A 25,637-nucleotide genomic window follows, 5' to 3' on the forward strand; every position below is an offset into this window, starting at 1 on the left:
ACACTGAGGTTATTCATCTGTTGGGAGGATCCTTATGAATGCCTTACACGCCGACGGCGGCGCAAAACCCTGGCTGGCGACCTTCGCGGTCGGCCTGTCCACCTTTACCGTCGTCACCGCAGAAATGCTGCCCGTCGGGCTGCTGACTCCGATCGTCAGCACCTTGAACGCATCGATAGGCCGTGCCGGGCTGCTGATTTCCCTGCCGGCCCTGTTCGCCGCGCTGTTCGCCCCGCTGGTGGTGCTGGGCGCCCGGCGCACGGATCGCCGCAGCCTGTTGGTGGGCTTTCTGCTGCTGCTGATCGCCGCTAACCTGCTGGCCGCCGCTGCCACCTCCCTGGCCCTGCTGTTCGCCGCGCGCATCCTGCTAGGCTTTTGCATCGGCGGTATCTGGGCCATCGCCGGCGGGTTGGCGGAACGCCTGGTGCCGCCGGCCTCCGTCGGATTAGCGCTGTCCGTCATCTTCGGCGGCGTAGCGGCGGCCTCGGTGTTCGGCGTGCCACTCGGGGTGTTCCTCGGCGAAGCGCTGGGTTGGCGCATGGCGTTTCTGGCCGTCGCCGTCCTGGCGGCGCTGGCCCTGCTGTTGCTGCTGTGCGTGCTGCCGTCGCTGCCGGTCACGCAGGCGATAAGCTGGCGGTCGTTCACCGCGCAGCGCGCGAATCGCCGACTGCTCCTTGGGCTGCTGCTGACGTTTCTGCTGGTCGCCGGCCACTTTATGGCTTACACCTTTGTTCGCCCGCTGTTGCAGACGGTCGCCGGCATCGAGGGCCGCTGGGTGGGGCCGCTGCTGTTCGCCTACGGCGTCGCCGGTATCGCCGGGAATTTCATCGCCGGCCAGGCCGCCGCCAAACGGCTGCGCCGCACTCTGGCGCTGATCGCCCTCGGGCTGGCGCTCGCCGTCCTGCTGCTGCCGCTGCTGGGCCACGCGCCGCTGAGCGGCAGTGCCTTCCTCCTGCTGTGGGGCATCGCCTACGGCGGCGTTTCCGTTTCACTGATGGCATGGATGCTCAAGGCGGCCCCCGACGCGGTAGAGGTCGCCTCTTCTCTGTATATCGCGCTGTTTAATCTGGCGATTTCCTGCGGTTCGCTGGCGGGTGGGCTGGTGGTGGACACCGGAGGCCTGACGATAAACGGCGTGCTGTCCGGCATGGTGCTGCTATTGGCGTTGGCGATCCTGATACGAACCCGCCCGCAGACGCTGGCAACGGCGGCGAAGGCCGATTCGCCGCCGGGTTGAATCAAGCGCGGCGCTGCCGCAGGCCGTAAACCAGCACCACCGCGAAGCACAGCAGCGGCAGCAGATAAGAGATCGCGGTGCTGTAACGATCGGCCAGCGCCCCCATAAAGTACGGCATGATGGCGCCGCCGACGATCGCCATGATCATAAAGGAGCTGGCGCGCTTGGTGTGTTTACCCAAATTTTTCACCCCCAGGGCGAAAATGGTCGGGAACATGATCGACATAAAGAAGAACACCGCGATCAGCGCCACCACCGATACGCCGTCGACGCTCAGCATCACCACGCCGCACAGCGCGATGTTGATCAGCGCATAGGCCGCCAGCAGCGTCGCCGGTTTGACTCGCCCCATCAGCCAGGTGCTGAAGAAGCGCCCGACCATAAAGCAGATCATGGCGATCGACAGCAGGTAAGAGGCGCTCTGGTTAGACACCTCGCGCCAGTGCTCGGTGGCGTAGTTGATGAAGAACGCCCCGACGCCCACCTGCGCCGCCACGTAGAAGAACTGTGTGATAACCCCGCCGACGAAATGCGGATGCTGCCACAATCCTTGCGCTATCACGCCGTGCACCGGTTTTTCCTCTTCGCGGATCGCCGGCAGCCGTGTGCGGCTGAACAACAGCGCGATCAGCAGCACCAGCACGGCGATCGCCACATAGGTCATCTTCACCGCGCTCTGATCGCCGCCGCCGGCGGACTGGCTGGCGGAGAAGAACAGCGTGCCGCCGATCAGCGGGCCGATAAACTGCCCGAGGCCGTTGAACGACTGGGCCAGATTCAGCCGCCGTTCGGCGCCCTGCGCATCGCCCAGCACCGTGGCGTACGGGTTGGCCGCCGTTTCCAGGCAGCCCAGGCCGCTGGCGATAACGAACAGCGCGAACAGGAATACGCCGAAGCTGTTGGCCGACGCCGCCGGCACGAACAGCAGCGCCCCCAGCGCATACAGGCACAGCCCGACCAGAATGCCCGCCTTATAGCCCTTGCGATCCATAAAGTACCCGGCGGGCAGCGCCACCAGGAAATAGGCGCCGAAATAGGCCGCCTGCAGCAGCCCCGACTGCGCCTTGGTGACGTGCAACGTCTCCTGAAAATGTTTGTTTAATACGTCCAGCAGGCCATAGGACAGCCCCCACATGAAGAACAGGCTGGTGACCAGGATAAAGGCCCAGCGCAGATTGGCGGTCACGGGGACGCCCGGCTGCGCGGAGGCCGCACTTTTTTCAGCAAGCATGGTGATACCCTCGTATCGTCTGGCGATGATGATATTGGCGTTATTGCTGTTGCAGAGAGAAAATCCGCGCCATTTCCACCCATTTTTCGCCCTGCGGCGTCCAGGGGGTGGCGGCCTGGTAGTGCCACATCAGCGCTTCCCATCGCTGTACTTCAGGGTTGTTCAGGCTGGCGGCGTCAAAACGCGCGGCGTCGAAATCGGCGCTGACCTCCACGATCATGAACAGCCGGGTGCCCAACCGGTAAATTTCCATGTCCAGAATGCCGTGCTCGCGCAAATGCGCGGCGATGCCCGGCCAGATGCGCTGATGATGCTGCTGGTACTCCGCAATCAGCGCCGGTGAGTCAATCAGATCGAGCGCCTGGCAGAAACGGCGCCGCCCTGCCGCCGCGCCGCTCACGTCAGCGCCCGATCGAGATGCAGGTAGCCGCCGTCCACCGATAGCCACTGCCCGGTGGTATGCGATGACCGCGACGACAGCAAAAACGCCACGGTATCGGCGATCTCCTGCGGCGTGGTCATGCGCTGCCCGAGCGGAATGCGCGCGGTGATTTTCTCCATCTGCCGCTGCGGCTCGGCGAAGGTGTTGAGCCAGCGCTGGTACTGCGGGGTGATCACCTCCGCCGGCACCACCGCGTTCACCCGCACCCCGTCATGGCGCAGCGACACCGCCCATTCGCGCGTCAGCGCCAGCACCGCGCCCTTGGCGGCGGTGTAGCCGCTGGTGCCCCCCTGCCCGCTGAGCGCGGTCTTGGAGGCGATGTTGACGATGGCGCCCCGGCTTTCCTGCAGCGCCGCCTGGCACAGGTGCGCCATCAGGTAGTAGTGCACCAAGTTCTTCTCCAGCGAGCCGACGAACGCTTCACGCCCCGCCTCCAGCCCGACGCCGTCATTGACCCCGGCGTTGTTCACCAGTCCGTCGATGCGGCCGAAGGTCGCCAGCGTCTGGCTGACCGCCCGGCGGCAGGCCGCCTCGTCGCACAATTCGGTGAGGATCACCTCGGTGCGCGGCTGCAGCCGCTGCAAATCGGCCAGCAGCGCCGCCTCCGGCGCGGCGTTGGTGACCAGCACCGGGATCGCCCCCTCCTCGGCCAGCACATGAGCAATCGCCGCGCCGATGCCGGCACCGCCGCCGGTGACCAGCACCACCTTATCTTGCAGATACAGATCCATAACCAGACTCCGTTAAACCGTAAATTCGCCAGGCGGTGCCGCCCCAAATCGCCGCCTGCTCGGCGGCCCCCAGCGTCGACAGCGCCCGTTCGCACAGTTGCACCACCTGGCGGTAGTCGCCGGCCAGCAGGCACACCGGCCAGTCGGAGCCGAACATCAGCCGCTCCGGGCCGAACGCCTCCAGCGCGGCGTCGAAGAACGGCAGCAGTTCTTCCGCCCGCCACCGGCCGCCCGGCGCCTCGGTGATCAGCCCCGAGAGCTTGCAGGCCACGTGCGGCAGCGCCGCCAGCGGCCGGATTTGCTGCGCCCAGTGCCGCGCGCCGCGCGCGATGTCCGGCTTGCCGAGGTGATCCAGCACCAGCCAGTGTTTGTCATGGCGGGCGGCGAACGCCGCCGCGGCCGCCAGATGCCGGTGCGTCACCAGGATCTCGTACACATACCCGGCGCGCTGCAGCGTTTGCATGCCGCGTTCCACCTCCGGCCGCGCCAGCCAGGCCGCCGGATCCGCTTCGTCCTGCACCTGATGGCGCACCCCGCGCAGCGCGGCACGCGGCCGTAAGGCCTCCAGACGCTGCGCCAGCTGCGGCGCGGCGATGTCCAGCCAGCCCACTACGCCGCATACGCCCTCGCTCTGTTCAGCCAGCGCCAGCAGGGCCAGCGTCTCGTCCTCGCTGGGGCGCGCCTGCACCGCCAGCGCGCCGTCGAAACCGTGTTCCTGCAACAGCGGCCGCAGCCGGGGCGGATCGAAATCCTGCCGCAGCACGCACATCCGCTCGTCGATCCACGGGTAGTGCCGTGGGTGATAGCGCCAGTAGTGCTGATGCGCGTCGATGCGCGGCATGCGATCCTCCCGCCTCACCCGCGGAACCGATACTGCTCGATCGACGACGGATGCATCTCGATCGAATAGCCGGGACGGCTCGGCGGCATGTAGGCCGCGCCGTTGATCACACAGGGATCGACAAAGTGTTCATGCAAATGATCGACGTACTCGATCACCCGGCCTTCGTGGGTGCCGGCAATGCACAGGTAGTCGATCATCGACAGGTGCTGCACGTACTCGCACAGCCCGACGCCGCCAGCGTGCGGGCAGACCGGCAGCTGGTATTTGGCCGCCATCAGCATCACCGCCAGCACTTCGTTGACGCCACCGAGGCGGCAGGCGTCGATCTGCACCACGTCTACCGCGCCGCGCATGATGAACTGCTTGAACATGATGCGGTTCTGACACATCTCACCGGTGGCTACCTTGACCGGCGCCACCCCTTCGCGGATGCGGCGATGCCCTTCCACGTCGTCCGGGCTGGTCGGCTCTTCGATAAACCAGGGTTTGGCGAACGCCAGATGCTTCACCCACGGAATGGCTTCGTCCACTTCCCACACCTGGTTGGCGTCGATCATCAGCCGGCGATCCGGGCCGATCACCTCGCGGGCGATGCGCACCCGGCGGATGTCGTCTTCCAGATCGCGCCCGACCTTCAGCTTCAGGTAGGAGAAACCGGCGTCGACCGCTTCCTGGCACAGGCGGCGCAGCTTGTCGTCCGGGTAGCCCAGCCAGCCGGCGGAGGTGGTGTAACAGGGATACCCCTCCTGCAGCAGCCGCTCCAGGCGCCGTTCTTTGCCCTCGGCCCGCTGTTTCAGCAGCGCCAGCGCTTCCTGCGGCGTGATGCAGTCGGTGATGTAACGGAAGTCGATGCAGCGTACCAGTTCCTCCGGCGTCATCTCTGCCACCAGCCGCCACACCGGTTTGCCGACCGATTTGGCCCACAGATCCCACACCGCGTTGACCACCGCGCCGGTCGCCAGGTGAATGGCACCTTTGTCCGGCCCGATCCAGCGCAGCTGGCTGTCGCTGGTGAAGCGCCGCCAGAAGGCGCCCATATCGGCGGCGATCGTCTCCAGCCGCTCACCGACGATCTGATGCTCCAGCGCGCGGATCGCCGCGCAGCAGATCTCGTTGCCGCGGCCGATGGTGAACGTCAGTCCGTGGCCGCTGAGATCCGCGCGATCGGTCTCCAGGATCACGTAGGCGGCGGAATAGTCGGGATCCGGATTCATGGCGTCGGATCCGTCCAGCCCCAGCGACGTGGGGAAACGAATGTCTTCAACCCGCAGTGCGGTAATGGTGGTCATGGCGGCGCTCCCGGTTAAGCCTGTATGGTTTGCTGGCGCTGTTCGCCCAGCCCTTCAATGCCCAGACGCATCGTCTGGCCCGCCCGCAGGTAGATGGGCTGCGGTTTCTGCCCCATGCCGACGCCCGGCGGCGTGCCGGTGGAGATCACGTCGCCCGGCTGCAGGCTCATAAAGCGGCTGAGGTAGCTGACGATCTGCGGAATGCGGAAGATCATGGTGCTGGTGTTGCCGTCCTGATAGCGCTTGCCGTCCACCTCCAGCCACAGGTTCAGGCTGTGCGGATCGGCGATTTCGTCGGCGGTCACCAGCCAGGGGCCGATCGGCCCAAAGGTGTCGCAGCCTTTGCCCTTGTCCCAGGTGCCGCCGCGCTCAATTTGATATTCGCGTTCTGAGACGTCGTTGATCACGCAATAACCGGCGACGTGGCGCATCGCATCCGCTTCGCTGATGTAGCGCCCGCCCAGGCCGATCACCACGCCCAGCTCCACTTCCCAGTCGGTTTTCTGCGATCCGCGCGGGATCTCCACCCGGTCGTAGGGGCCGACCACCGCGCTGGTCCATTTGTTGAACACCACCGGTTCCTCAGGAATGGCCGCACCGGTCTCCGCCGCGTGATCGGCGTAATTCAGGCCGATGCAGATGAACTTGCCGATGCCGCCGACGCAGGCGCCGAGACGCGGCTGCCCCTCGACCAGCGGCAATGCGGCGCTGTCCAGCGTGCGCAGTTTGGCGAGCGACGCCGGCGATAACGCGGCGCCGCCCACGTCGGCGATATGCTGCGACAGATCGCGCAGGCGGCCCTGCTCATCCAACATGCCGGGGCGCTCTTGCCCGGGTTCCCCATAACGTAAAAGTTTCATGCGTTCCTCTCTCAAAACTGGCGGCTCAGTTGCTCCAGCCACCGTCGATGATCTGCACCGTTCCTGTGGTGTACGAGCTGGCGTCGGAGGCCAGATACAGCGCCAATTGGGCGATTTCCTCGGTGGTGCCGATGCGCCCGATCGGCTGACGGGCGACGAACGCCTGATACACCTCTTGCTCGCTGCGCCCCTGTTCGCGCGCCTGCTCGGCGATGCGCTGGCGCAGCGACGGCGATTCCACCGTGCCGGGGCAAATGGCGTTGCAGCGGATGCCCTGGGTGACGTAATCCGCCGCCACCGAGCGCGTTAGGCCGATCACCGCCGCCTTGCTGGCGCTGTAGGCGAAGCGGTTCGGCACCCCTTTCACGCTCGAGGCCACCGAAGACATGTTGATGATCGAGCCTTTGCCGCGCGCCAACATGCCCGGCAGGAAGGCGCGGATCATGCGGAACATCGCGGTGACGTTGAGATCGAGCGCGAACGCCCACTGATCTTCGCTGCAGTCGAGGATCGATCCGCTGTGCACCACGCCAGCGCAGTTGAACAGCACGTCGATCGGGCCGATCGCTTCCGCCGCCGCCGCGATGGCGGCCGGATCGGTGACGTTCAGCGTCAGCGCGCGGATCCCGACGGAGCCCTGCAGGCGCTCGAGGTTGATGTCGCTGGCGATCACTTCAGCGCCGGCGGCGGCGAACAGCCTGGCGGTGGTGAATCCGATCCCTTGCCCGGCGGCGGTGATCAGTACGCGTTTCCCGGTTAAATCCATCTTGACTCCTCGGCCTAAAGGTCTAATGGTCAGGCCACTAAAGGCGGTTAAAGGTCAGGCCTCTAACATGACAAAAGACGCTTTACGCGTTATCGTTGGGGGAAGAAGTTAATAAAAACAGCCTTGAAACCGCATTTCAATTAACCATTTTTTTACACTTGAATAACGATTACTCAAGCGCCTTATCGCATAATTGTGCGCCAAATCACTGAACGCCGAATCGTCAAAGGTCAAAAATGCCGATTACCCGACTGGAAAACCCAAGAATTTACAGACAGATAGCTGACCAACTCAAACGTCTTATCGAAAATAACGAATTTCCGCCGGGCAGCCGTCTGCCCTCGGAGCGCGATCTCGCCCAGCAATTGCAGGTCAGCCGCGCGTCGGTGCGCGAGGCGCTGATCGCGCTGGAAGTGATCGGCCTGGTAGACGTCAAGGTCGGCAACGGGGTGATCGTGCGCTCGCCAACGCCGCTGGCGCCGTCGCAGGAGCCGGTGATGGCCCAAGCCGGCCGCAACCAGTGGGCGGAGATCGACGACGAACTGAACATCGAGCTGGATTTCAACGCCGAGTTGCCGCCGTTTTCTCTGCTGCAAACCCGCCTGCTGATCGAACCGGAGACCGCCGCGCTGGCCGCGCGCCACGCCACCGACGAAGAGCTGGCGGGTATCCGCGCCGCCTATGAACAGAACTGCCGCGATAACCGCGCCGGTTCCGCCACCCACCCCGGCGATCGGCTGTTCCACATCCGCATCGCCCAGGCCAGCGGCAACCCGGCCTATGCGTTCATCATCGGCCACCTGCTCGGCCACCGTTACGGCAGCATGTTCCGCGTGCTGCAGCGCCACTATACGCCGGACGACATGCCGCACCGCTCCGAGCTGGAACACCGGGCGATCCTGGCGGCGATCGAAGCGCGCGACGTGCGCGGCGCCCGCAAGGCGATGAAGGCGCACCTGGACGAAGTGATCGCCATTTTCGCCCGCGCGCAGTAGGCCGCCGGCGGTGAAAAAATTTTATCGCCACCGCTCTTTTTTCTACATGCAGCCGGGGCCTGGGGGCATTACACTGGGCGACGAATAAGCCCTTTCCCCGCTGCATTGTTAAATGGATAACGACCGTTGAAGAACTCTGTCTCCGCTTTATTGCTGGCGCTGGGCCTGTGCGCCGCGCCGCTGGCCGTGCAGGCCGCGCCCCCGCAGCTGGCTTCGCAAATCGTCGACCAGTATGCCGAACATATTTTCTACAACAGCGGCGCCACCGGCATGGCGCTGGTGGTGATCGACGGCAATCAGGTGGTTAACCGCAGCTTCGGCGACACCAAGCCCGGCAACAACCTGCGCCCGCGCCCGGATTCGCTGATCCGCATCGCGTCGATCACCAAGCTGATGACCAGCGAAGTGATGGTAAAAATGGCGGCGGCAGGCCAGGTCAAACTGACCGATCCGCTGCGCAAGTACGCCCCCAAAGGCGCCTATGTGCCGGCTTACAACGCCGGCCAGCCGATCACCTTATTGAACCTGGCCACTCACACCAGCGCGCTGCCGCGCGAGCAGCCGGGCAAGAAGCCGCCGAAAACGCCGGTGTTCACCTGGCCGACCAAGGCCCAGCGCTGGCAGTGGCTGGCGCATGCCAACATCACGACGCCGCCGGGCGTGCACGCCGCGTATTCCAACCTGGCGTACGATCTGCTGGCCGATGCGCTGTCGCGCGCCGCGGGCAAGCCTTATAACGCGCTGCTGAAAGAGAAAATCACCGCGCCGCTCGGCATGGTGGATACCACGCTGACGCCGAGCCCTGAACAGTGTTCGCGCCTGATGGTGGCGGCGGCCGGCCCGAGCGCCTGCCGCGACACCACCGCCGCGGCCGGCAGCGGCGGCGTCTACTCCACCCCGCGCGACATGCAGCGCTGGATGCAGCAGTTCCTCTCCTCCAGCGCCAGCGGCCCGCGCAAAGCCACCGCTGCCAGCGAACAAACCATGTACTTCCAGCGCCACGATCTGGTGTCGCTGAAGGGCATGGACGTGCCGGGGCAAGCGGATGCATTAGGATTGGGCTGGGTGTATATGGCGCCGAAGGACGGGCTGCCGGGCATCATTCAGAAGACCGGCGGCGGCGGCGGATTCATTACCTACATGGCGATGATCCCGGCGAAAAATGTCGGGGTGTTCGTGGTGGTGACCCGCTCGGAGCTGAGCAAGTTCACCAACATGAGCGATCCGGTCAACCGCCTGGTGAGCGATCTGGCGGCCAACAAGAGTTGATATGCGGGGCGCAGCCTGCTGCGCCCCCACGTCTCAGGCCAGCACCGCCATCTGATGGATCACCGGATGGAAGTTGCGCTTGAAGTAGATCAGGCCGTTGCCGGCTTCGCTCAACGCGATCTGCTTGATCTGCACCAGGTACATCTGGTGGGTACCGATGCTCTGGATCTGCTCGATTTCCCCTTCCAGGCTGGCCAGGGTATTGCGCAGCACCGGCTGCCCCAGTGCGCCGAGCTGCCACTCTTCCAGCCGGAAACGATCTTCCATGCTGACGCCGGTCATGCCGGCGAAGTGGCGCGCCATCAGCTCCTGCTCGTGGTTGAGCACGTTGACGCACAGCCTGCGGTTTTCCTGAAACACCGGGTTCATCGCGCTGTTGCGGTTGATGCACACCAGCAGCGTCGGCGGCGTATCGGTTACCGAGCACACCGCCGTGGCGGTGATGCCGCAGCGCCCCGCCGGGCCGTCAGTGGTGACGATATTCACCGCCGCCGACAGGCTGGCCATGGCGTCGCGAAAGCGCAGCCGCTGTTCATTTTCCTGAGACATACAACCTCCTCCTGAATTACTTCAGCAGATTATCCAACTGATTAATATCGTCATTGTTCCGCAGGTGCGGCACCTTCCAGCCGTGCTGATCGTAATCGGCCAGGCACTTGTCGACCATCTGCATCATGCGATCCATATTGCCGGATCCCTGCGCATGGCGCAGGCACTGCAGGCGGATCTCATCCTGGCTGCCGGCGTAGTTGATCTCATACAGCTCGTGGCGCCCGCCGAACTCACTGCCGATCGCGTCCCACATCAGCTTGAGGATCTTGATGCGCTCGACGTGATCCATGCCGTCCGATCCGCGCACGTAGCGCGCCAGGTACTTGTCGATCTCCGGGTTGTTCATGTCGCGCACGCTGGACGGCAGGTAGATCAGGCCGCTGGTGACGTTCTTCTCGATGATGTGTTTCACCTTGGTGTAGGCCATCGGCGCCATCACGCGGTAGGTTTGCAGCGCGGCGGAATCCGGCAGGTAGGCGCCGTTTTCCCATTGCGTGGCTTCGGCGCACATCGCGTCGCTCAGCGACCAGAACAGGTTGCGCCAGGCCACCACTTCGCCCAGATCGGCCTGCACGCCGCGGAACTCCAGCACGCCGGTGCACGAGAGGCTCTTTTGCAACAGCGCGGTGATGAAATCCATCTTCACCGCCAGGCGCACGCAGGCCTGCAGCGGGAACAGCCGGGCGAAACCGCCCTGGGTGCTCCAGCGGCGGCAGCGGTCGAAATCGCGGTAGATCAGCACGTTTTCCCACGGGATCAGCACATGATCCATGATCAGGATCGCGTCGTTCTCGTCGAAGCGGCTGGTGAGCGGATAGTCAAACGGCGATCCGGTGGCGCCGGCCACCAGCTCGTAGGAGGCGCGCGAAATCAGCTTCACTCCTTCGGCGTCCATCGGCGCCACGAACATCAGCGCGAAGTCCGGGTTATCGCCCATCACCTGCGCCGAACCGAAGCCGATGAAGTTGTAGTGGGTCAACGCCGAGTTGGTAGCCACCACTTTGGCGCCGCTGACCACGATGCCGGCGTCAGTTTCTTTCTCCACCTGAATGTAGACGTCCTTCACCTCATTGACCGGCTTATGACGATCGATCGGCGGGTTGACGATGGCGTGGTTGAAATAGAGCCCGGTTTCCTGAATGCATTTGTACCAGTGGCGCGCGTTATCGGCGAACTGGCCGTAGAACTCCGGATAAGCGCCCAGCGCGCAGCCGAAGGCCGCCTTATAATCCGGCGTGCGCCCCATCCAGCCGTAGCTTTGGCGTGACCAGTCGGCGATGGCGTCACGCTGCTGGCGCATCTCTTCCGGGCTGCGGGCGTAGCGGAAGAATTTGTGGGTATAGCCGCCGTTGCCGGTGTCGGTATTCCAGCACAGGCGATCCTGGCTGGCCGGATCGTGCAGCGCGTCGTACAGCTGGCCGACCGACGCCGCCGCATTGCGGAACGCCGGGTGGGTGGTGACGTCTTTTACGCGTTCGCCGTAAATGTAGATTTCGCGGCTATCCTGCAAACTTTTCAGGTATTCGGCGCCGGTGAACGGGCGTTTGCTGTCGGCACGAAAGTCTTCTGGTTTCATCGGGTCTTCCTCGTCATCGGCATTTTTCAGGCCGTGGAGTCGGCCATTTGTTAAAATAATGTTTTCTTTTGGTTGCTTAATTGAAGCTGCCAAAGCCGGTTTCGAGAAGAGACTTTTGCGGCAATCGCCGGTACTTTTCAGGTCAGTTTGCCGCTTTCGCGGCAAACTGTGATCGCGGTTACGAAAGGGCGTGTTGCGCCGCGCGGTAGGTCGAGGGGGAACAGCCTTCCAGCCGATTGAAAAAACGGGCGAAATAGGCCGGATCCTTGAAGCCGAGGCTGTAAGCGGTTTCATGCACCGTGCAGGCGCTGAACAGCAGCATGCGCTTGGCCTCGCGCAGCAGCCGATCGAAAATCAGCCGTTTGGGCGGCCGGTTGGCGAAGCGCCGACACAGGTCGTTGAGCCGCGATTCGGTCACCCCCAACGCCTGCGCATACTCCGGCACCGGCAGATGCTCGCGAAAACGCTCGTCCACCATCTTGTTAAACCGTTGAAACAGCTGCAGTTCGCCGCGCACGCCGCTGTTGGCGCTGTCTTCCAGCGCGGTGTTGCGCAGCAGCAGCGTGAACACCGCCTGCGCCAACAGCGCCAGCGTCTGTTCGCGCCCGGCCAGGTTCTGCGCGAACTCGCGGCGGATCAGCGCCCAGTAGTGGCTGAGCGCCGTCAGCTCCTGCGGCGCATCGGCCAGCGACAGGCAGATGCCCGGCATGTCCAGCGCCAGGTTGCTGCCGGGGTACAGGCGCTCCAGCAGCGGCCAAATCAGCTCCTGGCGCACCGTCAGCACGTGGCCGTCGCTGTCCGGTTCGGTGAAGAACGCATGCGGCACCGACGGCGGCGTGAGGATGAACAGCGGCGCCTGCACCGAATAGTGCTGATCGTCGAGCTGCAGCTCTATCTTGCCGGTCTCCAGGAAATGCACCTGGAAGAAGCAGTCGTGCCAGTGCACCTGCATGTCGCGGCCGAAGAATGCCGCCAGCCCGGCGAAGGTTTCGTAGTGCACCTCGTCGGCGGCGTAGCGCGCGTCATACTCTTTGCAAATATCGATGTTGGCGATAAAGCCGGTACTTTTCCGCACCTCATGACCTCCTGCAATCATGCCCACTTGCGCATCAAGGCGTCGCTCTCGGGCGCGAATCCTTCATCGGAATGCGCCACACCAGCACGGCGCCGACGATCAACAGCGCCGAAACGAAATACAGCCCGGAGTTGAAGCTGCCGGTCAGATCCTTGAACCAGCCGATCAGCAGCGGGCTGAGCGCCGATCCGATGTTGCCGGTGGCGTTGATCACCGCGATCCCCACCGCCCGCGCTTCCAGGCTGATCGACTGATCCGGCGTGGTCCAGAAGATCGCCATGGCGGTAAAGGAGCCAACCGAGGCCATCACGATCCCCAGCAGTTGGATCAGGCTGTGATCGGTGGCGGACGCCAACAGCCAGCCGGCGGCGGCGAACAGGTACGGCAGCGCGGTGTGATGCTTGCGCTCCTGCAGCCTGTCGGATCGTTTGCTCCACCACACCATGCCGGCGATGGTGCAGATCTGCGGGATCGCCGCCAGAATGCCGATCGTCACGTTGCTGCTGCCCTGGTTGAAGCTCTGCAGGATCTGCGGCGTCCAGATGTTGATCGCGCTCAGGGTGTTGGTCAGGCAGAAATAGGCCAGCGTGTACATCAGCACGATCGGCGTGCAGATCTCACGCCACAGGCTGCGCTGCTGCAGCGCGCGGTGGCTGCTCGGCCCGTTGGGCTGCACCAGCTGCAGCTTGTCGGCCTCCATCATCGCCTTCAGGCTGGCTTTTTCCTCGTCGGTCAGCCACTTGGCCTTGGCCGGGGTGTCATCGAGGTAGAACCACACCACCACGCCCAGCAGCACCGATGGAATGCCTTCCAGCAGGAACAGCCACTGCCAGCCCTTCAGGTTCATCACCCCGTCCAGCGCCAGGATATAGCCGGAGACCAGCGAGCCGATCGCCATGGTCACCGGCATGGCGATCATGAACAGCGCGTTGGCGCGGGCGCGGTAAAACGCCGGGAACCAGTAGGTGAGGTACACCAGAATGCCCGGCAGGAAGCCGGCCTCGGTGATGCCGACAATCATGCGCAGCACGTACAGACTGGTCGGCCCGGTAGCGAACATGGTGCAGGTGGAGGCAATGCCCCACAGCACCATGATGGTGGCGATCCAGCGCCGCGCACCGACCCGGCTCAGCATCATGTTGCTCGGTATGCCAAAGATCACGTAGGTGACATAGAACAACGTCGCCGCCAGCCCGAACATGGTCGAGCTGAGGCCGAGATCTTTGCCCATCGTCAGCCCGGCGAAGCCGATGTTGATACGATCGAGGAAAGAGAAAACAAACAACACGAACAGGAAAATGATCAGGCGCCGAAACAACTTTTTAATCACCGATTGCTCGGCGGCGGTTAACGCTTTATGTTGCTGCGCCGGGTTGGCCGGCGGCAGCGAATCGACGTGGTTCATGGTTCAGTAGACTCCCGATGAAGGCGCTTGCGCCCCGCCCTGTTTGAACTCATCCGCCAGGGCTTCCGCCGCCCGCGCCAGCAGGGTGGTGTCCACCCCCACCGCGACGAACAGCGCGCCGGCCTCCAGATAGCGCTGCGCCAGCGCCTTGTTGGCCATCAAAATGCCCGGCGCCTTGCCGGCGGCGCGGATACGCGCGATGGCGTCGTCGATGGTGCGCTGCACCTCCGGGTGCTGCGGATTACCGGCAAAGCCCATGTCGGCGCTGAGATCCGCCGGGCCGATAAACACGCCGTCCACCCCTTCCACCTGCAAAATGGCGTCGAGGTTTTTCACCGCTTCGCGGGTTTCAATTTGCACCAGCACGCACATCTGCTCATCGGCCTGCTGCAGGTAATCGGGCACCCGGTTCCAGCGTGAGGCGCGCGCCAGGGCGCTGCCGACGCCGCGCACGCCGTGCGGCGGATAGCGCGTGGCGCGCACCGCGTCGCGCGCCTGTTCGGCATTCTGAATCATCGGGATCAATAAGGTTTGCGCGCCGACGTCCAGCAGTTGCTTGATGATCACCGCGTCGTTCCACGGCGGGCGCACCACCGGCTGGCTCGGGTAAGGCGCGACCGCCTGCAGCTGCCCCAGCACCGTTTGCACGTTGTTGGGCGCATGTTCGCCGTCGATCAGCAGCCAGTCGAAACCGGCGCCGGCCAGCAGCTCGGCGCTGTAGCTGCTGCACAGCCCGAGCCACAGCCCGATCTGCGGGCGTTTTTCCTGCAGCGCTCGCTTGAAGTGGTTGGTTAACATCGCATTCTCCCTGACAAGCGGGCGCGGCGCGTGGCCCCCGCCCGATTATTGCGGCCCGGTTCGCCGAGCCGGCTTATTAGACGAAGCGGCAGCTGATGCAGCCCATCGGGCCGTAATCGACGTGGAAAGTATCACCGCGCCGCGCCGGCACCGGCCGGGTGAAGGAACCGCCGAGGATCACCTGCCCCGCTTCCAGCTCCACCTCATACGGCGCCAGCTTGTTGGCCAGCCAGGCCACACCGTTGGCCGGATGATTGAGCACCGCCGCCGCCACGCCGGACTCTTCAATCACGCCGTTGCGGTACAGCAGCGCGGAGATCCAGCGCAGATCCAGCGCATCCGGCTTGATTGGCCGCCCGCCCATCACCACCCCGGCGTTGGCGGCGTTGTCGGAGATGGTGTCGAACACCTTGCGCGGCCGCTGCGTCTCGGGATCGACGTTGTGGCTGCGCGCGTCGATGATCTCCAGCGCCGGAATGACGTAGTCGGTGGCGTTGTAGACGTCGAACAGCGTGCAGTTCGGCCCGCGCAGCGGCTTGGCCAGCACGAACGCCAGCTCCACCTCCACCCGCGGCACGATAAAGCGATCGATCGGAATGTCGCTGCCGTCGTTGAAGAACATGTCGTCCAGCAACGCGCCGTAGTCCGGCTCGGTGATCTGCGAGCTCACCTGCATGGCGCGCGACGTCAGGCCGATCTTGTGGCCTTTGAGCGTGCGCCCCTCGGCGATCTTCAGCGCCACCCACTGCCGCTGAATGGCATAGGCGTCTTCAATGGTGATCTCGGGATGATCGAGCGACAGCGCGCGGATCTGCTCACGACTCTTTTCCGCCTGATGCAGGCGCTGCACGGCGCGGTTAACCTGCTCTTTATCCAGCATTTACGACCCCTTATTCACGCCTTGTTGAACAGCGCGTGGACATTGTTCTGTTTGTAATTCAGCACCGGATCCAGCTCTTCCATGGTGAAAGAGAGCGCCAGGTAACGCTGCGCCATCAGCGCGGCAAAGTGTTCCTTGATCAGCGCAAACAGCAGCTCGCCCACCTGCTGCCGGCTTTCCAGACTGCGGCCGTGGCCGATCTTCAGCGTCATGTGCACGAAGGCGTAATCCTGCTTGCCGTCGGCCATCTGCCAGGTATCGAGCCAGATGGCGCGGCTGCGCACGCCGGCCAGCGGGAAGATACCGGTCGCCGCCAGCGCCTCGTTGACCTTGGCGAACAGGGTGGGCAAATCCGCCTCGCGGCGGATGTTGTCGGTACATTCAGCGTAAAAATGGGGCATAGCGTTCTCCAGACGGCGCATAGACGCGGGCAAGGCCCGCGCAGCGGCATTTACAGCGTATTGCCAAGTTTGAAACCTTTTTCCGTATCGCCCTCGCGGGTATAGGAAAAACCGTCTGCGCCGATGGTGACGGCCATTTCGCTGGGCGCACTGCGCTCGATGACCGGCTGCGGCTGCCCATCGAGATCCAGCACCAGCGATCCTTCGGTGTACCAGCTCGGCACCACCGGATTGCCCCACCAGTCGCGGCGTTGGTTGTCATGCACGTCCCAGGTCACGGTCGGGTTGTCCGGATCGCCGGTGTAGTAATCCTGCGTGTAGATTTCCACCCGGTGGCCATCGGGATCGCGCAGGTAGAGATAGAACGCGTTGGAGACGCCGTGGCGGCCAGGGCCGCGTTCGATCAAATCGGATTTGCGCAGCGCGCCGAGCTTGTCGCAGATGGCCAAAATATTGTGCTTTTCATGGGTGGCGAAGGCGATGTGATGCATGCGCGGCCCGGCGCCGCCGGTCATCGCGGTATCGTGTACCGTCGCCTTGCGGCGCATCCAGGCGGCGTAAACCACGCCGTCTTCATCGCGGATGTCTTCCGTCACGCGGAAGCCCAGCCCCTGGATGTATTCCACGGCGCGCGGCACGTCAGGGGTGATTTGGTTAAAGTGGTCGAGGCGCACCAGCGCGCCCGGCGTATACAGATCGTAGCGCCAGGCCAGGCGCTCGACGTGCTGCACGTCGTAGAAAAACTCGTATGGGAAACCGAGCGGATCCTCTACCCGCACCGCATCGCCGATGCCTTTGGCGAACCCGTTCACCCGACGCTCGGTGCGGCAGCCAAGCGCCTTGAAATACGCTTCGGCGCGGTCGACGTCTTCCGGCGTGCGCACGCGGAAAGCAAACGCCGCCACGGCGGCGACCGGGCCTTCGCGCAGCACCAGGTTATGGTGAATAAACTCCTCCATCGAACGCAGATAGAGGGTTTTATCCTCTTCGGCGGTCACGACCAGGCCGAGGATATCGACGTAAAATTCGCGTGCGGCTTTAAGGTTCGTGACCTGAATTTCCATGTAGGCACAGCGCACGACGTCGGGAGCAGGGACAGCATCAGTGGTAAGTTTTGTCGTCATTGTTCTCATCTCTTTCGTTATTATTGTGGCCTGAGGCTCAAACGCCCCATTTCGGGATCGGGTGGTTGCCCATGGAAATGCACACGTTCTTCATTTCGGCGAATACTTCGAAGCTGTATTCGCCGCCTTCGCGGCCGGTGCCGGAGGCTTTCACGCCGCCGAACGGTTGGCGCAGATCGCGTACGTTTTGGGTGTTGACGAAAACCATGCCGGCTTCGATGCCGCGGGCCAGGCGCAGAACCTTGCTCACATCCTGCGTCCAGATGTACGACGCCAGGCCGTACTCCACGTCGTTGGCCATGCGCAGGCCGTCTTCTTCCGACTTGAACGGCAGCAGGCAGGCCACCGGCCCGAAAATCTCCTCCTGCGCCACGCGCATCCGGTTATCGACATCCGCCAGCACCGTCGGGCGCAGGAAGTTGCCGTGGCTCAAACCGGCCGGTTTGTCCGGGCCGCCGGCCAGCAGGGTTGCCCCTTCTTCCACCCCGAGGCGGATATAGCCGGAGACTTTTTCCCAGTGCTGCGGGCTGATCAGCGCCCCCACCTGGGTGTTGGGATCTTGCGGATCGCCCACGCGCAGACGGTTGGCGCGCTCGGCGAAGCGTTTGACGAATTCCGGGTAGATGCTCTCCTGAATGAAGATGCGCGAACCGGCGGTGCAGCGTTCACCGTTGATTGAGAAGATGGTGAATAGCGCGGCGTCGAGCGCCCGCTCGATGTCCGCGTCTTCAAAGATCAGCACCGGCGACTTGCCGCCCAGTTCCATGGAGAATTTCTTCAGCCCGGCGCTTTCGATGATGCGGCGGCCGGTGGCGGTGCCGCCGGTGAAGGAAACCGCGCGCACGTCTTTATGGCGCACCAGCGCGTCGCCGGCAGTGGCGCCGTAGCCCTGCACCACATTCAGCACCCCGGCCGGGATGCCGGCCTCCAGCGCCAGCTCGCCCAGGCGGTCGGCGGTCAGCGGCGACAGTTCGGACATCTTCAGCACCGCGGTGTTGCCCAGCGCCAGGCAAGGCGCGGTTTTCCAGGTGGCGGTCATGAACGGCACGTTCCACGGCGATACCAGCGCACACACCCCCACCGGCTGCACCAGCGTGTAGTTGAGCATCTTGTCGTCCACCGGGTAGGTCTTGCCGTTCATCTGCTGGCACACCTCGGCGAAGAACTCGAAGTTGTGCGAGGCGCGCGGGATCAGCACGTTTTTGGTCTGGTGGATCGGCAGGCCGGTGTCGGCGGTTTCCAGTTCGGCGATCTGCGGCACGTTCTGGTCAATCAGCTCCCCCAGGCGGCGCATCAGGCGCGCGCGCTCTTTCATCGGCGTGTTGGCCCATTTGGGGAACGCCTCTTTCGCTGCCGCCACCGCCTGGTCGATCTCCAACTGACCGCCGGAAGCCACCTCCGCCAGCACCTCGCCGTTCGCCGGGTTGGTGGTGGTGAAGTACTCTTTGCTGGCGACGTTCTTGCCGTTGATCCAGTGGTTGATGGTTTTCATCGCAGGCTCTCCTCGTAATCTTTTTCACTGATAATGTGGTTAACCAGACGGCCGATGCCCTCGATCTCCACCACCACTTCATCGCCCGGCTGCACGTCGGCCAGCCCTTTCGGCGTGCCGGTGGCGATCATGTCGCCCGGCTGCAGCGTCATGAATTCGCTCAGGTAGGCGATCAGGAACGGAATGTCGAAAATCATGTCGGCGGTGCTGCCGCGCTGGCGCAGCTCGCCGTTGACATAGGTGCCGAGCGCCAGCCGGTGCGGATCGGCGACATCGTCGCGATCGACGATATACGGCCCGATCGGCGTCAGGGTGTCGCGGCTCTTCACCCGCAGATTTGGCCGGTAGTAGTTCTCCAGGTAATCGCGGATGGCGTAGTCGTTACACAGGGTGTAACCCGCCACGTACTCCATGGCGTGCTCACGGCTGACGTTGCGCGCGGTCTTGCCGATCACCGCCACCAGCTCGGCTTCGTAATGCATGTACTCCACGCCGGCCGGGCGTACCGACACCTGACGGTGCCCGGTCAGGGTGTTCGGCGCCTTGAGGAACACCAGCGGTTCTTCCGGCGCCTTGAATTCCAGCTCGCTGGCGTGGTCGGCATAGTTCAGCCCCAAGGCGAACACCGTGCCCTGCGCCGGCGGCAGCCATTCCACTTCGCGCTCCTGCAGCACCTCGCCGTTCGGCAGCGTGACGCGCAGCTGGTCATCCACCTGCACGTTGAAGACCTGGCCATGATGGCGAATACGAGCATGTTTCATGATGCGGCTCCTGCCTGGGTGACGCGGTTGGTCAGAGTGGGCAGGCCGGCGGCACGCACCGTCACCTCATCTCCCGGTTTGATCTCCACCCGCTGGTGCGGGGTGCCGATCAGCACCGCATCGCCCGGCTGCAGAGTGATGAAATCGCTGATGGCGGCGATCAGTTCCGGCACCGAGCGCACCAGATCGGCGGTGGACCAGCGATCCCGCTCCACGCCGTTGATCTCGGTGACGATCTCCAGCCGATCGGCAGTCGCCAGCTGGCCGATCTCCCCCAGCGGGCAGAACCCGTCGCGGCATTTGGCCTTGATCGCCGGGCGGTAAAAGCTGCTTTCCGGCAGGCTGACGTCGTTGGCCAGTGCGTAACCGGCCAGATAACGGCCCACCTGCGCCGCCGGCACCTTGCGTGCGGTGTCGCCGATGATCACCGCCAGCGTGCCGCCGCTTTGCACGGTTTCACCGGCCGGAAACGGGATCGCCCCGCCGTTGGCGAGGTGGGTGTTGCGCGGTTTGATAAACCACACCGGGGTTTTGGGCGGGGTTTGATACGGTGGCTGGTGAAACGCCTGATCCCAGGCGTCCAGTTGGCTGCGGTGGTTCAGCGCAACGGAAAATACGGTGCCTTTCATGCGAACTCCTCCAATGGCAAAACATGACAACCGGCATTCATTAATATATTAATGATTACTTTTATACGCTGTGCAGCTTTTACGCAACGCGCTTGGAGTGATTTGTGATCGTGATAACAAAATATTCACAAACAACGAACATTAGCGTGATTATTCAGCGTATTAATCATTTTTATCGCCATTTTTCGCTGCCCCGCGCATTTTTGCTTTATCCCTGCGGGTAACTTTGGCTACTATTAAGTTATTAACAAAATCGGGCCTGGCGGGGTAACAGCCCTGCGGTAAGCGCCGTGACAACGAACACCTTGATAGCTAAGGCCAAACTTATGCATGAATCGTTAACCATCGCCCTGCTGCAGGCGCGCGAAACCGCCATGGGGTTCTTTCGCCCGATCCTGAAAAGCCACAACCTGACCGAGCAGCAGTGGCGCATCATCCGCGTGCTGGCCAACAGCCGTTCGATCGAATTCCACGAACTGGCGGCGGAAACCTGCATCCTGCGCCCCAGCCTGACCGGCATTCTGTCGCGCATGGAGCGTGATAAGCTGATCTTCCGCCTCAAGCCGGTTAACGATCAGCGCAAGCTGTACGTGTCGCTGACCCAGCAGGGCCAGGATCTGTATGAAGTGGCGCGCCACCAGGTGGAACAGGGCTACGCCGAGATTGAAGCCGCTTTCTCGCGGCAGAAAATGGACCAGCTGATGACGTTGCTGGACGAGCTGATCACCCTGGGTGACAGCCTGCCTGCCAACGTCGCCGCGCATCCCGCCAAGCAGTGATTTAACCAACCGGAATGCTCAAATTAATTGGCGTTGCAGCCAACAACGCTGCAGCGTCAAGTAAGCAGAGAATTCGTTTCCGGCAACAGCGCGCCGCCGTCCACCACCAGCGTCTGGCCGGTGATGTAGGCCGCCGCCGGCGAGGCGAGAAACACCATCGCCGCGGCGATGTCTGCCGGTTCCCCCAGCCGCCCGAGCGGCACTGAGGCGGCGATCGCCTGATTCACCTGCGCGTCGCCCAGGTTGGCCATCGCCGGCGTGCGGATCATCCCCGGCTCCACGCCGTTGACGCGAATGTTCTCCGCCGCCAGCTCCAGCGCCGCCGCGCGAATAAACCCGTTCACCCCGGCCTTGGAGGCGGCATAGTGCGCCAGCCCCGGGTAGACTACCCGCGGGCCGGTCACCGACGAGGTCACCAGAATGCAGCCCCCGCCCCGGTGGCGCATCCACGGCAGCGCCGCCTGCGCCAGAAAGAACGGCGCCATCAGATTGACGCTCAGCGTGCGTTGCAACAGGGCCGCGTCGATGGCGGCGAACGGCGTCAGCGGAAAATAGGCGGCGTTGTGGATCACCACGTCCAACCGTTGGTGCCGCTCGCCCACCGCCGCCACCAACTCGGCAATCTGCCCCGGCTCGGCCAGATCGCAGACCAGCGCCTGTACGCTCAGCCCTTCGTCCCGCAGCGTTTGCGCCGCCGCCTGCGCCTGCGGCAGCTGCACGTCCGCGATCGTCACCTCGGCGCCCAGCCGGGCAAAGGCGCTGACGATCGCCAGCCCAATGCCCTGAGCGCCGCCAGTCACCAGCACCACCTGCCCCGCGAAGGCATTGGCCGCATAGGTTGCGCTCATCGGCCTATCCTCGCGGGTGGTGCGTGGTGTTCAGCACCTGAGCGTGGGCGCCGACCGCAAAGTTGCTCAGCGCGCTGAAATCGCTGCCCTGATAGCCGAGGATCTTGCCGTCGGTGCGCATGCCCTGCAGATCGATCATCACCACGCCCAGCGTCGGGATGATCTTCTCGCGCCAGACGAACAGATAAAGCTGCTCTGCCACCTTCACGTAGTGGCAGCGATCGACGTCCGCCAGCCCTTTCTCCACCCCGTCCAGACACTGCCAGGCGTAGAAGTTGTCGTTCAGGTAGATGTGCTCGTACCGCTCGGTCGGGCTGTAGGTGTACATATTGCGCATGCCGATCAGCTCATCGGTAAAGCCCGGCGGTGCCGCGTCGGCGTCGTCCAGCGTGCCGAAGCGGAATTCGGCCTCGACCGCGGTCAGCGGTAGCCCCTGCTCCACTCGGCTGAAGGCATCGAGCCGCGTCTGCGCTTCGTCCGGCAGTTGGCCGTACACCGCAGTGAAGTTGCCCTGATTGCGGTCACACACCAGCGTAATGCTGGCGTTGGCGCGGGTAGGATCGAGAAAATCGATGAACAACACGCCAGGGCGAATGCTGGTAGCGCGATAGGCGACGCCGCGCCGCTCTCCCCACTCCAGCGTCTGCTCGTCGGTAAACCGAAAGCGCTGCGTCGCACCGTCGCTAAAGCGCAGCGTCAGCGTGGTGCCCGCCAGGCCGTGCTGGCGTTCCAACGTATTGCTGTGCGGCGCAAAGCCTTCCGCCAGCGCGCCAACCTGAATGAATACCGCTTCTGAACTCATGGAAATGCTCCTTACAGGGAAGTGAAAGCCAGGGTCGGCACATCGACGATGGTGGAGCCGCCGTCGGCCACCAGCGCCGCGCCGGTTATGATTGAAGCTTCGCTGGAACAGAGGAAACGGCAGACGCGGGCGATCTCCTCGGCGCTGGCCGGCCGGCGCAGCGGTACGTCGCGACAGACCATTTGGTAGGCCTGCTCCAGCGAAATCTGATGGGCGTCCATCAGCAGTTGCATCTCTTCGTCCGCCATCGGCGTGGTCACCCAGCCCGGGCACACCGCGTTGGCGCGCACGCCCAGCGGGCCATAGTCGCGGGCGATGGAGCGCATCAGCCCGATCAGCGCATGTTTGGCGGTAACGTAGCCGCAGACCTCCGGCCCGGCGGCCAGCGAAGCGATCGAGGCCACGAACAGCAGGTTGCCGCCGCTTTTAATCAGCTCCGGCAGGCAGGCGCGCGCACTGGCGAAAGCGCTGTTGAGGTTGCTGTCCATCGCCCCTTGCCACTGCGCGTCGGTCATCTCGGTGATGCGCTTGAAGCCCATGCCGCCGGCGCTGCCGATCAGGCAGTCGATGCGCCCGGCGTCGCGCAGAATCGCCGGCAGCAGCGTGTGGTTCCAGCTCTCGCCGCTGGCGGCATCGCCCACCAGCGCCTGCGCGCCGATCTCTTGCGCCAGCGCCGCCAGCGGTTCCGGGCGGCGGCCGATGATGAACACCCGATCGCCCTGCGCCACCAGCAGACGGGCGCAGGCGGCGCCGACGCCGGTGCCGCCGCCGGTAATCACAACCACTCTATTCATGATTCAGCTTCTCCATCAGTTGGCCGATCATCAGCAGGCTGCTCAACAGCAGCCGCCGCTGTTCGGCATCCAGCCGCAGATAGCGGCGGCCGGCCGGCAAACGGCTGACCACCTCCGACGCGGCGAAATGCTCGATATCCACCTGCCAGCGCCCGTCGTTCACCGTCAGCCGCACGCGGCGAAAATCCAGCTGCGCCAGCGTCTCGCCGATCTGCGGGTAGCGCTGCAGCCCTTCCAGCACTCGCTGCGCGGCTGCATGGCGCTGGCGCAACAGATAGCGCACCCCGCGCCGCCGCAGCCAGCCGCCGGTCACCACGTCCAGCGTCAGCGGAGGCTGCGCTGCGCATGCGCCCTGCAACCGAAAACGGTGGCTGACGATATGCGCCATAAACAGCCCCTGCACCTGTTCGCCGATCTCGATCTGCGGCCCCTGCGGCAGCGTCAGCCGCAGCAGGCCCGGCGCCAGGCGTTCGCACGCGTAGGGTTCCAGATTGCGCGCCAGACGATCCAGCGCGGCGCCCGGCCGATAGCCCGACGGCGCGCGCTGCCAGGCGCGATTAAGTGAGGGAAGTAAGCCGATCAAACTGCGCCTCCTCGTTTTCACCCTTGGCAAATGCGTTCTCCAGCACCTGCTCGACCGGCACCGGCTTGAACGGGTTCACTTTCTGCACGCACAGCGTCCAGAACAGCGCATAGGCGGCGGTCAGGCCGATCATCCAGCCGAAGGGAATGTAGATGTCGCTCGGGTTCATCCCCGGCGGCGTGATGTAGACGATGGCCAGCACGATGCCGACGCTGGAAACGATTTGCGGCAGTGGGAACCACGGCGATTTATAGGCACGCGGCAGGTCGGGGCGGCGCACGCGCAGGATCACCACCGAGCAGGTCACCAGCAGGTAGGCCACGCCCCAGGCGCACACCGCCGCCAGCACCAGCGGAATGATCCTGTCGAGGTTGCCCTGAATGGCGAAGGCGTGTACGCAGGGGATCAGGACCGCCACCAAAATGCCGACCACCGGCGTTTTAAAGCGCGGGTGCAGATAAGCGAACATGCGCGGCAGCGCGCCGTCCAGCGCCATGCCGTACAGAATGCGCGGCACCGCCGCCATCAGCGTGTTGATGGTCGCCGCGCCCGCCAACAGCAGGCCGACGCCCAGCCAGTATTTGCCGAACTGGCCCATCACCTGGCCGGCGAACGCCGGGATGGCCATCGGCGTTTCCAGCAGGCGCGTGCCGCTGGCGGCGTCGATCACCACGTTTTCCACCTGGTGGCTGAGCGCCGCGCCATACAGCGCCATGCACACCGCCACGCCGCACAGCCCGAGCGCCATCGCGCGCGGGATCACCCAATCGCAGCGTTTGATCTCCGGCGCCATCGGTGTCACCAGCTCACAGCCGACGAACATGAACATCGCCATGCCGATCAGGCTGAACACCGCGAACGGATCGTTCAGGCTCAGCGTGCTGCCGAACCAGCCCTCGAGCGGCACCGCATGCGGCGACAGCAGCCCGACGATGCCGAAAATCACCAGCGTGCTCCACATGGCGAAGGTCAGCACGATCTCCGCCTTGCCGAAGGCCTCGATGCCAAACGCGTTGAGCAGGCCGAACACGACAACCAGCCCGACGCCGACCATCCAGGAGGCATTGTGGCTTTCCATCAGGGTGTTGAGGTGCTCGAAGTTCACCAGCGCCATGATGCCGGAAAGAATGGTCTCGGCGGTGCCGGCGAAGATATGCACGATCAGGTAGGCCGACAGCGCGCCGGTGATGGCGAAAAAGCGCCCCATGCCGCAGGAGATGTAGTCGTAAACCGAACCGGAGGTCGGCAGCAGCGACGCCGCTTCGGAGAAGGTGGTGAGCTGCGCCTGCATCATGATGAAGGCGATCAGCATCGCCAGCGCGAAGGTGTCGCCGCCGATGCCGAAGCCGCTGGTGACCGTCAGGATCACCGGGCTGGCCATGATCACCCCGACCGAACTGGCCAGGGTGGTGGGAAAGCCGACCTTGCCTCTAGCCAGGTGGGCGTGCAACCGCGACGACAGGTTCATGGTTAT

General features: G+C 64.0%; 27 protein-coding genes. 4 read left to right on the forward strand and 23 right to left on the reverse strand.

The features are described 5' to 3' along the window. Positions 1 to 34: 34 nt before the first annotated feature. Positions 35 to 1,237, forward strand: coding sequence for an MFS transporter (locus ACJ8HA_RS14465; protein ID WP_043136085.1), 1,203 nt, complete (start codon positions 35 to 37; stop codon positions 1,235 to 1,237). A gap of 1 nt (position 1,238) precedes the next feature. Here the strand turns inward: ACJ8HA_RS14465 and fucP are convergent, their stop codons facing one another. From fucP to ACJ8HA_RS14500, 7 genes are read right to left on the reverse strand one after another with little or no spacing between them, the layout of a single operon-like run. Then, a complete protein-coding gene (fucP, locus tag ACJ8HA_RS14470; protein WP_043136088.1) occupies positions 1,239 to 2,468 on the reverse strand; it encodes an L-fucose:H+ symporter permease in 1,230 nt (409 codons plus the stop codon). Between the two features lie 40 nt (positions 2,469 to 2,508). Next, positions 2,509 to 2,868: an L-rhamnose mutarotase gene (locus tag ACJ8HA_RS14475; protein WP_015376547.1), complete on the reverse strand. Its 360-nt coding sequence runs from the start codon at positions 2,866 to 2,868 to the stop codon at positions 2,509 to 2,511. Continuing rightward, on the reverse strand, positions 2,865 to 3,641 hold the full coding sequence (locus ACJ8HA_RS14480) for an SDR family oxidoreductase (protein WP_043136096.1): 777 nt from the start codon (positions 3,639 to 3,641) through the stop codon (positions 2,865 to 2,867). Before ACJ8HA_RS14480 ends, ACJ8HA_RS14475 begins: the two co-directional genes overlap by 4 nt. Continuing rightward, positions 3,619 to 4,482: an amidohydrolase family protein gene (locus ACJ8HA_RS14485; protein ID WP_049294802.1), complete on the reverse strand. Its 864-nt coding sequence runs from the start codon at positions 4,480 to 4,482 to the stop codon at positions 3,619 to 3,621. The genes ACJ8HA_RS14480 and ACJ8HA_RS14485 overlap by 23 nt, the downstream gene beginning before the upstream one ends. A gap of 14 nt (positions 4,483 to 4,496) precedes the next feature. Continuing rightward, positions 4,497 to 5,774: an L-fuconate dehydratase gene (locus ACJ8HA_RS14490; RefSeq protein WP_025305193.1), complete on the reverse strand. Its 1,278-nt coding sequence runs from the start codon at positions 5,772 to 5,774 to the stop codon at positions 4,497 to 4,499. Between the two features lie 14 nt (positions 5,775 to 5,788). Next, the gene (locus tag ACJ8HA_RS14495) at positions 5,789 to 6,634 is read right to left on the reverse strand and encodes a fumarylacetoacetate hydrolase family protein (protein ID WP_049294800.1); all 846 of its coding nucleotides are present in this window, start codon (positions 6,632 to 6,634) and stop codon (positions 5,789 to 5,791) included. Between the two features lie 25 nt (positions 6,635 to 6,659). Then, complete coding sequence (locus ACJ8HA_RS14500) at positions 6,660 to 7,400, reverse strand: SDR family oxidoreductase (protein ID WP_442515383.1); 741 nt, start codon at positions 7,398 to 7,400, stop codon at positions 6,660 to 6,662. A 236-nt stretch (positions 7,401 to 7,636) separates the two neighbouring features. On the opposite strand from ACJ8HA_RS14500, the gene ACJ8HA_RS14505 reads away from it, so the two are divergent. Together ACJ8HA_RS14505 and ampH are read left to right on the forward strand one after the other, a co-directional pair. Continuing rightward, a complete protein-coding gene (locus tag ACJ8HA_RS14505) occupies positions 7,637 to 8,395 on the forward strand; it encodes a FadR/GntR family transcriptional regulator (RefSeq protein WP_025305190.1) in 759 nt (252 codons plus the stop codon). Between the two features lie 126 nt (positions 8,396 to 8,521). Next, positions 8,522 to 9,664, forward strand: coding sequence for a D-alanyl-D-alanine-carboxypeptidase/endopeptidase AmpH (ampH, locus tag ACJ8HA_RS14510; protein WP_025305189.1), 1,143 nt, complete (start codon positions 8,522 to 8,524; stop codon positions 9,662 to 9,664). A 33-nt stretch (positions 9,665 to 9,697) separates the two neighbouring features. On the opposite strand, the gene hpaC is transcribed toward ampH, so the two are convergent. From hpaC to ACJ8HA_RS14565, 11 genes are all read right to left on the reverse strand, one after another. Further along, positions 9,698 to 10,213, reverse strand: a complete 516-nt coding sequence (gene hpaC, locus ACJ8HA_RS14515; protein ID WP_025305188.1) for a 4-hydroxyphenylacetate 3-monooxygenase, reductase component — start codon at positions 10,211 to 10,213, stop codon at positions 9,698 to 9,700. A 16-nt stretch (positions 10,214 to 10,229) separates the two neighbouring features. Continuing rightward, positions 10,230 to 11,792, reverse strand: a complete 1,563-nt coding sequence (hpaB, locus tag ACJ8HA_RS14520) for a 4-hydroxyphenylacetate 3-monooxygenase, oxygenase component (RefSeq protein WP_442515384.1) — start codon at positions 11,790 to 11,792, stop codon at positions 10,230 to 10,232. A gap of 178 nt (positions 11,793 to 11,970) precedes the next feature. Continuing rightward, complete coding sequence (gene hpaA / locus ACJ8HA_RS14525; protein ID WP_004933161.1) at positions 11,971 to 12,867, reverse strand: 4-hydroxyphenylacetate catabolism regulatory protein HpaA; 897 nt, start codon at positions 12,865 to 12,867, stop codon at positions 11,971 to 11,973. 34 nt (positions 12,868 to 12,901) lie between these two features. After that, positions 12,902 to 14,272: a 4-hydroxyphenylacetate permease gene (hpaX, locus tag ACJ8HA_RS14530; RefSeq protein ID WP_043136113.1), complete on the reverse strand. Its 1,371-nt coding sequence runs from the start codon at positions 14,270 to 14,272 to the stop codon at positions 12,902 to 12,904. 3 nt (positions 14,273 to 14,275) lie between these two features. Then, on the reverse strand, positions 14,276 to 15,070 hold the full coding sequence (hpaI, locus tag ACJ8HA_RS14535) for a 4-hydroxy-2-oxoheptanedioate aldolase (RefSeq protein WP_033631724.1): 795 nt from the start codon (positions 15,068 to 15,070) through the stop codon (positions 14,276 to 14,278). Positions 15,071 to 15,146: 76 nt separating this feature from the next. Next, the gene (gene hpaH / locus ACJ8HA_RS14540) at positions 15,147 to 15,950 is read right to left on the reverse strand and encodes a 2-oxo-hept-4-ene-1,7-dioate hydratase (RefSeq protein WP_049204624.1); all 804 of its coding nucleotides are present in this window, start codon (positions 15,948 to 15,950) and stop codon (positions 15,147 to 15,149) included. Positions 15,951 to 15,964: 14 nt separating this feature from the next. Continuing rightward, positions 15,965 to 16,351 (reverse strand): 5-carboxymethyl-2-hydroxymuconate Delta-isomerase, encoded by a 387-nt coding sequence (locus ACJ8HA_RS14545; RefSeq protein WP_089196492.1) that lies wholly within the window; start codon positions 16,349 to 16,351, stop codon positions 15,965 to 15,967. 50 nt (positions 16,352 to 16,401) lie between these two features. Next, positions 16,402 to 17,475: a 3,4-dihydroxyphenylacetate 2,3-dioxygenase gene (hpaD, locus tag ACJ8HA_RS14550; RefSeq protein ID WP_089180517.1), complete on the reverse strand. Its 1,074-nt coding sequence runs from the start codon at positions 17,473 to 17,475 to the stop codon at positions 16,402 to 16,404. Between the two features lie 37 nt (positions 17,476 to 17,512). Further along, positions 17,513 to 18,967 carry a 5-carboxymethyl-2-hydroxymuconate semialdehyde dehydrogenase gene (gene hpaE, locus ACJ8HA_RS14555; protein WP_046688192.1) on the reverse strand — a complete coding sequence of 485 codons (1,455 nt, stop codon included), beginning with the start codon at positions 18,965 to 18,967 and terminating at the stop codon, positions 17,513 to 17,515. Then, the gene (locus tag ACJ8HA_RS14560) at positions 18,964 to 19,728 is read right to left on the reverse strand and encodes a fumarylacetoacetate hydrolase family protein (RefSeq protein ID WP_033641766.1); all 765 of its coding nucleotides are present in this window, start codon (positions 19,726 to 19,728) and stop codon (positions 18,964 to 18,966) included. Before ACJ8HA_RS14560 ends, hpaE begins: the two co-directional genes overlap by 4 nt. Next, positions 19,725 to 20,357: a fumarylacetoacetate hydrolase family protein gene (locus ACJ8HA_RS14565; RefSeq protein ID WP_060434146.1), complete on the reverse strand. Its 633-nt coding sequence runs from the start codon at positions 20,355 to 20,357 to the stop codon at positions 19,725 to 19,727. The genes ACJ8HA_RS14560 and ACJ8HA_RS14565 overlap by 4 nt, the downstream gene beginning before the upstream one ends. A gap of 326 nt (positions 20,358 to 20,683) precedes the next feature. On the opposite strand from ACJ8HA_RS14565, the gene hpaR reads away from it, so the two are divergent. Next, positions 20,684 to 21,136, forward strand: a complete 453-nt coding sequence (hpaR, locus tag ACJ8HA_RS14570) for a homoprotocatechuate degradation operon regulator HpaR (RefSeq protein ID WP_049204618.1) — start codon at positions 20,684 to 20,686, stop codon at positions 21,134 to 21,136. A gap of 56 nt (positions 21,137 to 21,192) precedes the next feature. On the opposite strand, the gene ACJ8HA_RS14575 is transcribed toward hpaR, so the two are convergent. From ACJ8HA_RS14575 to ACJ8HA_RS14595, 5 genes are read right to left on the reverse strand one after another with little or no spacing between them, the layout of a single operon-like run. Then, the gene (locus ACJ8HA_RS14575) at positions 21,193 to 21,984 is read right to left on the reverse strand and encodes an SDR family oxidoreductase (protein WP_197770873.1); all 792 of its coding nucleotides are present in this window, start codon (positions 21,982 to 21,984) and stop codon (positions 21,193 to 21,195) included. Between the two features lie 4 nt (positions 21,985 to 21,988). Further along, the gene (locus tag ACJ8HA_RS14580; protein ID WP_442515385.1) at positions 21,989 to 22,786 is read right to left on the reverse strand and encodes a MoaF C-terminal domain-containing protein; all 798 of its coding nucleotides are present in this window, start codon (positions 22,784 to 22,786) and stop codon (positions 21,989 to 21,991) included. Positions 22,787 to 22,797: 11 nt separating this feature from the next. Then, entirely contained in the window at positions 22,798 to 23,580 is a 783-nt protein-coding gene (locus tag ACJ8HA_RS14585; protein WP_442515386.1) for an SDR family NAD(P)-dependent oxidoreductase, read from the reverse strand. Continuing rightward, the gene (locus tag ACJ8HA_RS14590; protein WP_149569892.1) at positions 23,573 to 24,163 is read right to left on the reverse strand and encodes a DUF3156 family protein; all 591 of its coding nucleotides are present in this window, start codon (positions 24,161 to 24,163) and stop codon (positions 23,573 to 23,575) included. The genes ACJ8HA_RS14585 and ACJ8HA_RS14590 overlap by 8 nt, the downstream gene beginning before the upstream one ends. After that, the gene (locus tag ACJ8HA_RS14595) at positions 24,138 to 25,631 is read right to left on the reverse strand and encodes an APC family permease (RefSeq protein WP_049204613.1); all 1,494 of its coding nucleotides are present in this window, start codon (positions 25,629 to 25,631) and stop codon (positions 24,138 to 24,140) included. Before ACJ8HA_RS14595 ends, ACJ8HA_RS14590 begins: the two co-directional genes overlap by 26 nt. Positions 25,632 to 25,637 lie beyond the last annotated feature (6 nt).

Source organism: Serratia sp. CY33802 (assembly GCF_052169095.1).
GTDB lineage: Bacteria > Pseudomonadota > Gammaproteobacteria > Enterobacterales > Enterobacteriaceae > Serratia > Serratia bockelmannii.